At 66.6% G+C, this 11,352-nt stretch carries 16 protein-coding genes; 14 read left to right on the top strand and 2 right to left on the bottom strand.

The genetic code is table 11. The features are described 5' to 3' along the window. From ACCC94_RS23340 to ACCC94_RS23355, 4 genes are all read left to right on the top strand, one after another. Positions 1-611, top strand: a 611-nt coding sequence (locus ACCC94_RS23340; protein ID WP_413351971.1) for a CheW domain-containing protein, incomplete at its 5' end; no start/stop codon positions are given. A gap of 71 nt (positions 612-682) precedes the next feature. Further along, the gene (locus ACCC94_RS23345) at positions 683-1,162 is read left to right on the top strand and encodes a chemotaxis protein CheW (RefSeq protein ID WP_015476565.1); all 480 of its coding nucleotides are present in this window, start codon (positions 683-685) and stop codon (positions 1,160-1,162) included. Position 1,163: 1 nt separating this feature from the next. Beyond that, positions 1,164-1,571, top strand: coding sequence for a DUF2802 domain-containing protein (locus ACCC94_RS23350; protein WP_413351972.1), 408 nt, complete (start codon positions 1,164-1,166; stop codon positions 1,569-1,571). 153 nt (positions 1,572-1,724) lie between these two features. Further along, positions 1,725-2,222 (top strand): hypothetical protein, encoded by a 498-nt coding sequence (locus ACCC94_RS23355; protein WP_413351973.1) that lies wholly within the window; start codon positions 1,725-1,727, stop codon positions 2,220-2,222. Between the two features lie 6 nt (positions 2,223-2,228). Here ACCC94_RS23355 and ACCC94_RS23360 read toward each other — a convergent pair whose 3' ends face one another. Together ACCC94_RS23360 and ACCC94_RS23365 are read right to left on the bottom strand one after the other, a co-directional pair. Next, complete coding sequence (locus ACCC94_RS23360) at positions 2,229-2,570, bottom strand: EscU/YscU/HrcU family type III secretion system export apparatus switch protein (protein WP_413351974.1); 342 nt, start codon at positions 2,568-2,570, stop codon at positions 2,229-2,231. After that, on the bottom strand, positions 2,567-4,168 hold the full coding sequence (locus ACCC94_RS23365; protein WP_413351976.1) for a flagellar hook-length control protein FliK: 1,602 nt from the start codon (positions 4,166-4,168) through the stop codon (positions 2,567-2,569). Before ACCC94_RS23365 ends, ACCC94_RS23360 begins: the two co-directional genes overlap by 4 nt. A 357-nt stretch (positions 4,169-4,525) precedes the next feature. On the opposite strand from ACCC94_RS23365, the gene ACCC94_RS23370 reads away from it, so the two are divergent. The 10 genes from ACCC94_RS23370 to ccmI form a co-directional block, all read left to right on the top strand. After that, a complete protein-coding gene (locus ACCC94_RS23370; protein WP_413351977.1) occupies positions 4,526-5,161 on the top strand; it encodes a serine acetyltransferase in 636 nt (211 codons plus the stop codon). A gap of 142 nt (positions 5,162-5,303) precedes the next feature. Further along, positions 5,304-5,960 (top strand): cytochrome c biogenesis heme-transporting ATPase CcmA, encoded by a 657-nt coding sequence (gene ccmA, locus ACCC94_RS23375; protein ID WP_413351978.1) that lies wholly within the window; start codon positions 5,304-5,306, stop codon positions 5,958-5,960. Next, positions 5,957-6,628, top strand: a complete 672-nt coding sequence (gene ccmB / locus ACCC94_RS23380; RefSeq protein ID WP_413351979.1) for a heme exporter protein CcmB — start codon at positions 5,957-5,959, stop codon at positions 6,626-6,628. Before ccmA ends, ccmB begins: the two co-directional genes overlap by 4 nt. 66 nt (positions 6,629-6,694) lie before the next feature. Beyond that, a complete protein-coding gene (locus ACCC94_RS23385) occupies positions 6,695-7,441 on the top strand; it encodes a heme ABC transporter permease (RefSeq protein ID WP_413351980.1) in 747 nt (248 codons plus the stop codon). Beyond that, positions 7,438-7,614 (top strand): heme exporter protein CcmD, encoded by a 177-nt coding sequence (ccmD, locus tag ACCC94_RS23390; protein WP_081519307.1) that lies wholly within the window; start codon positions 7,438-7,440, stop codon positions 7,612-7,614. The genes ACCC94_RS23385 and ccmD overlap by 4 nt, the downstream gene beginning before the upstream one ends. Further along, the gene (gene ccmE, locus ACCC94_RS23395; protein ID WP_253453311.1) at positions 7,611-8,096 is read left to right on the top strand and encodes a cytochrome c maturation protein CcmE; all 486 of its coding nucleotides are present in this window, start codon (positions 7,611-7,613) and stop codon (positions 8,094-8,096) included. The genes ccmD and ccmE overlap by 4 nt, the downstream gene beginning before the upstream one ends. 1 nt (position 8,097) lies before the next feature. Further along, positions 8,098-10,071, top strand: a complete 1,974-nt coding sequence (locus tag ACCC94_RS23400) for a heme lyase CcmF/NrfE family subunit (RefSeq protein WP_413351981.1) — start codon at positions 8,098-8,100, stop codon at positions 10,069-10,071. 2 nt (positions 10,072-10,073) lie between these two features. Next, a complete protein-coding gene (gene dsbE, locus ACCC94_RS23405) occupies positions 10,074-10,616 on the top strand; it encodes a thiol:disulfide interchange protein DsbE (protein WP_017520316.1) in 543 nt (180 codons plus the stop codon). Beyond that, a complete protein-coding gene (locus ACCC94_RS23410) occupies positions 10,613-11,083 on the top strand; it encodes a cytochrome c-type biogenesis protein (RefSeq protein WP_413351982.1) in 471 nt (156 codons plus the stop codon). The genes dsbE and ACCC94_RS23410 overlap by 4 nt, the downstream gene beginning before the upstream one ends. Next, positions 11,080-11,352: c-type cytochrome biogenesis protein CcmI (ccmI, locus tag ACCC94_RS23415; protein ID WP_413351983.1), on the top strand; the 273-nt coding region annotated here is incomplete at its 3' end. The genes ACCC94_RS23410 and ccmI, both read left to right, overlap by 4 nt.

An 11,352-nucleotide genomic window follows, 5' to 3' on the forward strand; every position in this document is an offset into this window, starting at 1 on the left:
AGCCTGGCGTGCCCGAACCGGCGGCCCCGGTCCTCGACGCGCCCGTTGCGAACGAACCGTCGGCGCAGATGGCCCAGGTCATCGACCTGCACCAGCCCGGCAGCGCGGAGCTGCCCGCCGCGCCGCTGAAGCTGCTCGACGACGGTCGCCCGGTGTGGGCCGCCGAGCCCTTCGAGTGTCTGCTGTTCGACGTCGCCGGGCTGACCCTGGCGGTGCCGCTGGTGTGCCTGGGCTCGATCTATCCGTTGGCGGGGCATGACCTGACCCCACTGTTCGGCCAGCCCGACTGGTTCCTGGGCATCCTGCCGGGCCAGAACGGCAACCTGAAGGTGCTCGACACCGCGCGCTGGGTAATGCCCGAGCGCTACCGCGACGACTACCGCGAGGGGCTGCAATACGTGATTTCCGTGCAGGGCTACGAGTGGGGGCTGGCCGTGCATCAGGTCAGTCGCTCGGTGCGCCTGGACCCGTCCGAGGTGAAGTGGCGCAGCCAGCGCCAGCAACGCCCGTGGCTGGCCGGCACGGTGATCGACCAGATGTGCGCGCTGCTCGACGTCTCGGCCCTGGCCGAACTGATCGCCAGCGGCGCGGCCAAGCGCTTGCAGCCCTGAGGCTGGACGCAAATCATTGAACGAGAACTTTCGCGCCGCCTGCGGCGCGGAACCAGAAGAGGCGAGGGGATATGAAGAAAACGTCAGCGCAAGGTGCCGAAGATCCGATTCTGCAGTGGGTCACCTTCCGCCTGGACAACGAGACCTACGGCATCAACGTGATGCAGGTCCAGGAAGTGCTGCGCTACACCGAGATCGCGCCGGTGCCGGGTGCCCCGAGCTACGTGCTGGGCATCATCAACCTGCGCGGCAACGTGGTCACCGTGATCGACACCCGCCAGCGCTTCGGCCTGGACCCGGCGCCGGTCTCGGACAACACCCGCATCGTCATCATCGAGGCGGACAAGCAGGTGGTGGGCATCCTGGTCGACAGCGTCGCCGAGGTCGTCTACCTGCGCCAGTCCGAGATCGAGACCGCGCCGAACGTCGGTAACGAAGAGTCGGCCAAGTTCATCCAGGGCGTCTGCAACAAGAACGGCGAACTGCTGATCCTGGTCGAGCTGGACAAGATGATGACCGAGGAAGAGTGGTCGGAGCTGGAGAGCATCTGAAGTGCTGATCGCTCTGGTGGTGCTCAGTATCGCCTGCGCGGGCCTCGCGCTGGCGTGCTTCTGGCTGTCCGGCCGGCAGCGCGCCCAGGAGGCGCGGGCGGCTCAGGTGGAGAAGCAGCTCGCGGTGTTCGAGCAGCGCCTGAAGGAACAGGGCAAGCGCATCGAGTCGTACCAGCAGATCAATGTCCGCATGGGCGAGGAGCTGCGCGAGCTGAACAAGCAGGTCGCGCCGCTGCCCGAGCGCCTGGTGCGCATCGAGCAGCGCGACCCCACCAGCCTGTCCTTCAGCCAGGCCGCGCGCCTGGTCGGCATGGGCGCCAGCCCCGAAGACCTGACCCAGAGCTGCGGCCTGTCCCAGGCCGAGGCCGAGCTGGTCGCCCGCCTGCATCAGGGCAAGGCGCGGGACTGAGCCCGCGCCCGCGCTGCGCTCGCCGCCCGCTGCCGCCTGTCGGGATTCCTGAGTTGTAGGATTTTGACTACGGGTGATTAGGACTCGTCTGATAAGAAAGGCGGCAAATCGTCGCTAAATTGGCCTCGTCAAACATTTTCCGAGGCCATCGATATGGCGACCATTTCCCGACGTGCCATGGTGCTGTGCTCGCATCCCGGCCGGCTGCTGAACTACAGCGTGCTGCTCAATCGCCTGGAGTTCTTCCACCTGAGCCTGTGCCTGAACCTGGACGAAGTGCGCAAGGCGCTGGCCACCCGGCAGCGCTACGGTCTGTTCATCCATGACGACTTCCGCCCGGGCCAGAGCGAATTGCTGAGCCTCAAGGCGTTGAGCCGCAGCAACACCTTCCGCCAGTTCCTGCTGGTGGGAAACTACAGCGCCGAGGAGCGCCGCGGCCTGATGCAGTGGGCCTGGGCCAACCGCGTGCCGCTGCTGGATGTGCTGGACAAGCCGATCTCCCTGGCGCAGCTGCGCGAGGTGACCAGCAGCATGGTGCTCTACCACAGCGAAGACGAGCAGCCGATCCGCAAGTCGGTGCGCGAGTTCCACGACTACGCGCCTGCCAACGATCATCCGCAGTACCAGACCGGCACTGAGTGCCTGCGCTGACCCGTCTCAGTCGGGGCGGGGCGCCGGCCCCTCGAGCAGCAACGGCGCATCGCCTTCCGGGGCGCCGGAGCGGTTGTTCAACGGGCTCTTGCCCTTGAGGTACCAGGCGAAGGCGATGATTTCGGCGATGGTGCGATAGAGCGCCTCGGGTATCGCTTCCCCCAGCTCCAGCCGCGCCAGCAGGCGCACCAGCTCGGCGTTTTCGTAGATCGGCACCTCGTGGTGACGGGCAATGGCGAGAATGGTCTCCGCCAGTTCGTCGTCGCCCTTGGCCGTCAGCGTCGGGGCATTCTGGCCGTCGTAGTTCAGGGCAATGGCCTGGCGCGGCGGCGTCTTCATCTTCTTCATGCGGTTTCGTCCACCCAGCGCTGTTCCACCGACGTGCGTGGCCCCTGCGGTGGCTTGCCCTGGCTGCAGGACAGCTCGCCGACGGTCAGGCCGGCGTCGTTCAGGCGCTGGCGCAGTGTGCCCAGTTCCCGATCGACCAGGCTTGCCGTGCTGGCGTGTTCGGCCCACATCTGGCTGGCGATGCTGCCGTGGGCGAGGGTGGCCTGGACCTGTATCGGGCCCAACGGTTCGAGATCGAATGCCAGTTCCACTCGCCAGAGCGTGTCCTGCTGCTGCGGGTCGCGCTCGCTGGCGGGCTTTTCTTCCTGCTGGATGCGCACCTGCAATGGCACCAGCTGCTGTTGATGGCGCATGGGGATTTCCATCTGCCAGGTGTTGAGCAGCGTGCCGTCGGGCAGCACATCGCTTTGCGCGAGGCTGCTGAGCTGGTGCGTCTGCAGCCGCGAGACGGCCGCCGCGGCCAGCTTGAGCAGGGACTCCAGGTCGCCTTCTTCTTCCAGTTGATGGGCCAGGCGGCTGGGCAACGGGAAACTGCTCGGCGCCGCCGCGCGCCCGCCGGTCTGGCCTAGTACGCCGAGGGCGTTGCGGACGAAGGCCGGCAGCGACTGCGCCAGGTTGCTGGCGCCCGCGAGGGCGGTGCCGGGAAGGTCGCCGAGCACCCCGGCGGCGGTCCCGTTCGGTGCGGCCGGCAGCAGTTGGGCGATCAGCCGCAACAGGTTGGCCTTGAGGTCCTGCGGCAGGGGCTCGGCGCCGCGCAGCAGCTGTGCTTCGAGGAAGGCCCCGCTGTGCTGCAGTGCCTGGGCGACGCCCTTGGCGTCTGCCAGCTGGCGGATGTCGGGGAGGGCGGCGAGCAACTTGTCCACAGCCTGGCTCATCTCCGGCGCCATGGACTGGCCGCGTCCGGCGCCCTGCAAAGCGCTGAACAGCCCCTCGAGCGATCCCTGGCGGCCCTGCTGTGCGGAGAGTTGTCGGTTGAGTTCGAGCTGGTCCAGGCGAGTGTCCATCGGCAGGAACTGCAAGGCGTTCTGGCCCTGTACCCGAGCGCTGAGCAGGCTGTTGAGCGGCAGCGGGTTAGGCGATTCGATGCTCAGCTGGCGGCCGGCGAGCGGCGTATTGAGCAGTGTCACCAGTACCTTGTAGATGACTTGCTCGGCCTTGTTCTGGGCGAGCAGCTGGCTGGAATCGACCTTGCCCTGGAGCAGCGTGCCCACCGGCAGGAGATCGAGGTCCAGGCTGCCCAGCGGCGGCTGGCGACCGCCCAGGCCCAGCTGGCTGATGCTGGGCTGGTTGATCAGGGTGGCGGCGAGGTTGGTCTGGGTCAGCGACGCAAGCTCCAGCGTGCTGCCCTTGGGCAGGGCCTGCGGGCTGTCCGCGACCACCAGGGCCTGCTGGCCGCCAGCCATGGTCAGGCGCAGCAGCAGCTGGAAGTTCACCGGCGTCTCGCGCACCGCGAGAACTTCGGCGTTGACCTTTTCCCCGGCCGGCAGCAGGTCGCCCAGGCTTTGTGTGAGCTTGAGCGTCAGCTCCGCCGAGCTTTGCGCGCTGCGCGGCGAAGACGTGGGCGGTAGCGGGCGGGAAGCGCCAATTTCGCTCGGCATCGGGTACCTGTAGGCGGGGTGACGGGATTACGCCCAGTGTATCGGCGGCGCCAGCGAGCACTTTAGTCCGTCCGGCCGACAAGCATGACCTCTGCGGCGCGACGGCGGACAAGGCGGATGAGGTGCCACCGTTGCTCAGGGGCCGAGTGCCGGGGGCTTAAGACAGGATTAAGGAATCGCGAGCAGAATGACAGCATCCGCCATCGACAGCGTGCACGGAGCGCCCGCGCGGGCTGGGCGCTGCGATTGTTGCCTTGAAGCGAACGCAGCGTTGCTTTGAACCGATGGGCGGTACCAGAGTATTATTGCTTTTTCATTGCCGCATGGACCGCTGGCTGAACCAGATGGTGTGCAGTAATGACCTTCGCGGAATTGAAACGGCTGTGGCGAATCGAGATGCTGGGTGGCGAGCAGCGCCGCTTCAGCTGGTCGCGGCTGCTTCGACGGTATCGCCAGCGTGCGCGGTATCGCTACATGTTCTGGTTCCGTGTCGCCCAGTACTTCTACTCCAGCCCAAGCGCCTTCTGGCAGAAGCGCGCGATGCGCCTGGGCGATCGCCTGGCGGAGCGCTTCGGCATCGAGATTCCCATCACCATTCCGGTGGGCGAAGGGCTCTACATTCCCCATCTGGTGGGTATCGTGATCACTCGCAAGGCAGTGATCGGCAAGAATTTCAGCATCTTCCAGAACACCACCATCGGCCAGAAGAACGATGGCAGCGCCCCGATCGTCATTGGCGACAACGTCAGCCTTGGCGCCAATGTCTGCATCATCGGCGATGGCCTGAGCATCGGTGACAACGTCTCGGTCGGCGCGGCTGCGTTCGTCAACCGTGACATTCCGGCCAACCATGCCTATATCTCGCGGCATACCCACAGCCTGATCGAGCAGCAGGACCGTTCGCCGATCAGCACCATGCATACCCGTCGCGCCCGCGACGAAGAGGCGCAGCCGGACGATCACGACAGCCCCGGAGCCCGGCGCAGGGCCTGAGGCGCGTTACACCCTGTCGAAAAACCTGACGTCGGGCGTAGGAACGGCTGTGTATAATGCGCCGCCCGAGGCCGTGCTTGGCGGCCCGCGCGATATGGCCGCTTTTTTGCACTCCTGACTGTTTTCTGCCCGACGGTTGCCGATGCCCTTGACCCATCCCCTCCTCGAAACCGTGGCGCTCGCCTGCGAGCGGGATTGGCGCATGCTGTTCGAGCGTCTCGATCTGCGACTGGGCGCGGGCGAAATGCTACAGATCGTCGGCCCCAACGGCAGCGGCAAGACCAGCCTGCTGCGCCTGCTCAGCGGCCTGATGCAGCCCACCGCCGGTGAGGTGCTGCTCAACGGCAGGCCGCTCACCGAGCAGCGCCATGAACTGGCCCGTCTGCTGCTGTGGATCGGCCACGCCGCCGGCATCAAGGGCCTGCTCAGCGCCGAAGAGAACCTCGCCTGGCTCTGCGCCCTGCACCAGCCGGCCAGCCGCGACGTCATCTGGCAGGCGCTGGAGGCGGTCGGCCTGCGTGGCTTCGAGGACGTTCCCTGCCATACCCTGTCCGCCGGCCAGCAGCGCCGCGTGGCCCTGGCGCGCCTGTACCTGGATGCGCCACCGTTGTGGATCCTCGACGAACCCTTCACCGCCCTCGACAAGCAGGGCGTGGCGCAGCTGGAAGAGCATCTCGCGAATCATTGCGAGCGCGGTGGGCTGGTCGTGCTGACCACCCACCACACCCTTGAGCGCATGCCGCAAGGCTATCGTGCCCTCGACCTGGGCCAGCATGCGCGGGAGGTGGCTGCGCGATGAGCAACGTCTTCACACTGCTGCTCGCCCGCGAAGCGCGCCTGCTGTTCCGCCGTCCGGCGGAGTTGGCTAATCCTTTGGTGTTCTTCGCCATCGTCATCGCACTGTTCCCGCTGGCAGTCGGCCCCGAATCGGAAATGCTCAAGAACCTCTCGCCGGGGCTGGTCTGGGTCGCGGCCCTGCTGGCGGTGCTGCTGTCGCTGGACGGCCTGTTCCGCAGCGATTTCGAGGATGGTTCTTTAGAACAGTGGGTCCTTTCGCCGCACCCCCTGGCACTACTGGTCCTGGCCAAAGTGCTGGCACACTGGCTGGTTTCAGGGCTGGCCCTGGTGCTGCTGTCGCCGCTGTTCGCCCTGATGCTGGGCCTGCCGGCGCGCTGCCTGCCGGACCTGCTGCTGTCGCTGCTGCTGGGTACGCCCATCCTGAGCCTGCTGGGCGCCGTGGGCGCCGCGCTCACCGTGGGCCTCAAGCGTGGCGGCCTGCTGCTGGCCCTGCTGATCCTGCCGCTCTACATTCCGGTGCTGATCCTGGGCAGCGGAGCGCTGCAGGCGTCGCTGCAGGGGCTGCCCACCGCCGGGCACCTGTTGTGGCTGGCCAGCCTGACGGCGTTAGCATTGACGCTGACGCCCTTTGCCATCGCCGCCGGGCTGAAGATCAGCGTCGGCGAGTGAACGAACGATCGCCGGGCTTTCGAAGCGGCACCGGCGGCAGACTAGAGCTTTGAATTACAGAGCCTGATGATGAACTGGACTTGGTTTCACAAGCTTGGCTCGCCCAAGTGGTTCTACGAGATCAGCGGACGCTGGATGCCCTGGTTCGCGGTCGCCGCGATCCTGCTGATGGTTGCCGGTACCGTCTGGGGCCTGGCCTTCGCGCCGCCGGACTACCAGCAGGGCAACAGCTTCCGGATCATCTATATCCATGTGCCGGCGGCTTTCCTGGCCCAGTCCTGCTACGTGATGCTGGCGGTGGCCGGCGCGGTCGGGCTGATCTGGAAGATGAAGATCGCCGACGTCGCCGTGCAGTGCGCCGCGCCCATCGGCGCCTGGATGACCTTCGTCGCGCTGGTCACCGGGGCCATCTGGGGCAAGCCGACCTGGGGCGCCTGGTGGGTCTGGGACGCACGCCTGACCTCGATGCTGATCCTGCTGTTCCTCTATTTCGGCATCATCGCCCTCGGCCAGGCCATCACCAACCGCGACAGCGCGGCCAGGGCCTGCGCGGTGCTGGCCATCGTCGGCGTGGTGAACATCCCGATCATCAAGTATTCGGTGGACTGGTGGAACACCCTGCACCAGCCGGCCACCTTCACCCTGACCGAAAAGCCGCCGATGCCGCCGGAGATGTGGATTCCGCTGCTGATGATGGTCGCCGGTTTCTACTGCTTCTTCGCCGTGGTGCTGATGATGCGCATGCGCCTGGAAGTGCTCAAGCGCGAAGCCCGCGCGAGCTGGGTCAAGGCCGAGGTGGAGCGCGCGCTATGAGTTTCGAGTCCTTCTCCGATTTCCTCGCCATGGGTCACCATGGCCCTTACGTGTGGTCCGCCTACGCCATCTGCCTGGTGGTCCTGGCGATCAACGTCGTCTCGCCGATCGTGGCGCGCCGGCGTTACCTGCAAGAAGAGGCGCGTCGTCTGCGCCGGGAGGCCAGCAAGTGAATCCGGTCCGCAAGAAGCGTCTGTACATCGTCCTCGCCATCGTCGCCGGCGTCGGTGTCGCCGTCAGCCTGGCGCTGTCGGCCCTGCAGGAAAACATCAACCTGTTCTACACCCCGACGCAGATCGCCAATGGCGAAGCCCCGCATGACACGCGCATCCGCGCCGGCGGCATGGTGGAGAAGGGCTCGCTCAAGCGTTCGGCGGACTCGCTGGACGTGGAATTCGTGGTCACCGACTTCGCCAAGGAAGTCACGGTGAAATACCGCGGCATCCTCCCGGATCTCTTCCGCGAAGGGCAGGGCATCGTCGCCCTGGGCAAGATCAACGAAGCCGGCGTGCTGACCGCCGACGAAGTCCTGGCCAAGCACGACGAGAAATACATGCCGCCGGAAGTCACCAAGGCGCTCAAGGACAGCGGCAAGCTGGAGCACTACGAAGCCAGCCAGACTGGTAACGCCGCGCCGCAGCAGGGGAGCAACTGACATGGTTCCCGAACTCGGCCACCTCTCGCTGATCCTCGCGCTGTGCATGGCGCTGGTGATGTCCTTCTTCCCGCTGGTCGGCGCCTGGCGCGGCGACCGCCAATGGATGAGTCTGGCGCGCCCGGCAGCCTGGGGGCAGTTCGCCTTCCTGCTGTTCTCCTTCGGCTGCCTGACCTGGGCCTTCCTCCACGATGATTTCTCGGTGGCCTACGTCGCCAGCAATTCCAACAGCGCGCTGCCCTGGTTCTACAAGTTCAGCGCCGTGTGGGGCGCCCACGAAGGTTCGCTGCTGCTCTGGGCGCTGATCCTCGGCGGCTGGACCTTCGCCGTGTCGGTGTTCTCGCGCCAGTTGCCGGAAGTGATGCTGGCCCGCGTGCTGGCCGTGATGGGCATGATCAGCACCGGCTTCCTGCTGTTCCTGATCATCACCTCCAACCCCTTCAGCCGCCTGTTGCCGCAGGTGCCGGCGGACGGCAACGACTTGAACCCGCTGCTGCAGGACCCGGGCCTGATCTTCCACCCGCCGATGCTCTACATGGGCTACGTGGGCTTCTCGGTGGCCTTCGCCTTCGCCATCGCCGCACTGCTCGGCGGGCGTCTGGACGCCGCCTGGGCGCGCTGGTCGCGCCCGTGGACCCTGGTGGCCTGGACCTTCCTCGGCGTCGGCATCGTCCTCGGCTCCTGGTGGGCCTACTACGAGCTGGGCTGGGGCGGCTGGTGGTTCTGGGACCCGGTGGAAAACGCCTCCTTCATGCCCTGGCTGGTGGGCACCGCGCTGATCCACTCGCTGGCGGTCACCGAGAAGCGCGGCGTGTTCAAGAGCTGGACCGTGCTGCTGGCCATCGCGGCCTTCTCCCTGAGTTTGCTGGGTACCTTCCTGGTCCGCTCCGGCGTACTGACCTCGGTGCATGCCTTCGCCTCCGACCCCGAGCGCGGCGTGTTCATCCTCGCCTTCCTGCTGCTGGTGGTCGGTGGCTCGCTCACGCTGTTCGCCCTGCGCGCGCCGGTGGTCAAGAGCCAGGTCGGCTTCGCCCTGTGGTCGCGCGAGACCCTGCTGCTGCTGAACAACCTGATCCTGGTGGTCACCGCCTCGATGATCCTGCTCGGCACCCTGTACCCGCTGGTGCTCGACGCCATCAGCGGCGCCAAGCTGTCGGTCGGCCCGCCGTACTTCAACGCGCTGTTCGTGCCGCTGATCGCCATCCTCATGCTGGCCCTGGCGGTCGGCGTGCTGGTGCGCTGGAAGGACACCCCGACCCGCTGGCTGCGCAACATGCTCACCCCGGTGCTGATCGGCACCGTGGTGCTGGGCGGCCTGGGCAGCTTCCTGTACGGCGAGCTGCACTGGGAAGTGCTGGCGGTGTTCATGCTGGCCGCCTGGGTGGTGCTGGCCGGTGTGCGCGATTTCTTCGACAAGGTCCGCCACAAGGGCGTAATCGCCGGTGCCGCGGGCCTCAACCGCAGCTACTGGGGCATGCAGCTGGCGCACTTCGGTATCGCCATCTGCGCCATCGGCGTGGTCCTCACCAGCCAGTTCAGCGCCCAGCGCGACCTGCGCATGGCGCCGGGCGAGTCGGTGGAGCTGGCCGGTTACCAGTTCCGCTTCGAGGGCACCCATCACTTCGAAGGGCCGAACTTCACCTCCGACAAGGGCACCATCCGCGTGACCCGCAAGGGTTCGGAAGTGGCCGTGCTGCACCCGGAAAAGCGCCTGTACAGCGTGCAGAACTCGATGATGACCGAGGCAGGGATCCACGGCAGCCTGACCCGCGACCTCTACGTCGCCCTGGGGGAGCCGCTGGATAATGGCGCCTGGGCCGTGCGCGTGCACATCAAGCCCTTCGTGCGCTTCATCTGGCTCGGCGGCCTGCTGATGGCCCTGGGCGGTGCGCTGGCGGCGCTGGATCGTCGCTACCGCCTGAAAGTGAAAACGCGTGTACGCGAGGCCCTGGGCCTTGCCGGACAGGGAGCCTGAGTGTGAAGCGTGCGATCCTGCTGTTGCCCCTGGCGATCTTCCTGGTCGTCGCGGTATTCCTCTTCCGTGGCCTGTGGCTGGACCCCAGCGAGCTGCCCTCGGCGCTGATCGGCAAACCCTTCCCGGCGTTCTCCCTGCCCAGCGTCACCGAGCCGGGCAAGACCTACACCGAGGCCGATATCAAGGGTAAACCCGCCCTGGTCAACGTCTGGGGCACCTGGTGCCCGACCTGCCGCTTCGAGCACCCGGTGCTCACCGATCTGGCCGCCAAGGGCGTGGTGATCTACGGCATCAACTACAAGGACGATGGCGCCGCCGCGCAGAAGTGGCTCAAGGAGCTGCACAACCCCTACCTGCTGAACATCGCCGATGCGCAGGGCACCCTGGGCCTGGACCTGGGCGTCTACGGCGCGCCGGAGACCTACATCATCGACAAGGACGGCATCATTCGCCACAAGCTGGTTGGCGCCGTCGACGAGAAGGTCTGGCGCGAACAGCTGGCGCCGATCTACCAGGGCCTGGTCGACGAGGCGGAGGGCAAATGAAGCGTCTCTTCGCCGCCGCTGCGCTCGGATTGTGCCTCACCGGCATCGCCCACGCCGCCATCGACACCTACGAGTTCGCCAATGACGCCGAGCGCGCGCGCTTCCGCGACCTGACCACCGAGCTGCGTTGCCCCAAGTGCCAGAACCAGGACATCGCCGACTCCAACGCGCCGATTGCCGCCGATCTGCGCAAGCAGATCTACACCCAGATGGCGGCCGGCAAGAGCAACCAGCAGATCGTCGACTACATGGTCGACCGCTACGGCGAGTTCGTGCGCTACAAGCCCGAAGTCAGCGAGCGCACCTGGCTGCTCTGGTTCGGCCCCGCCGCGCTGCTGGGCCTGGGCGTGATCGTCATCGGCGCCATCGTCGTGCGCCGCCGTCGCCCGGTTGCCGCCACTTCCAACACGCTGTCCGCCGAGGAGCAGGCGCGTCTCGACCAATTGCTGGATAACCAAGACAAATGATCGATTTCTGGCTCGCTGCCGGCCTGCTGTTGCTGGTGGCCCTGGCATTCCTCCTCGTCCCTCTGCTGCGCGGCCGCAAGGCCCAGGCCGAGGAAGACCGCACCGCCCTCAATGTCGCCCTGTACCAGGAGCGCCTGACCGAGCTGGGTACCCAGCGTGACGCCGGCACCCTCGACGCGGCGCAGTTCGAAGCCGGCCGCGCCGAAGCGGCCCGCGAGCTGCTTTCCGACACCGAAGGCGCCGGCGATGACCGTCGCTCGCGCCTCGGC

It is taken from the genome of Pseudomonas sp. Pseusp97 (assembly GCF_047304025.1).
Lineage (GTDB): Bacteria > Pseudomonadota > Gammaproteobacteria > Pseudomonadales > Pseudomonadaceae > Pseudomonas.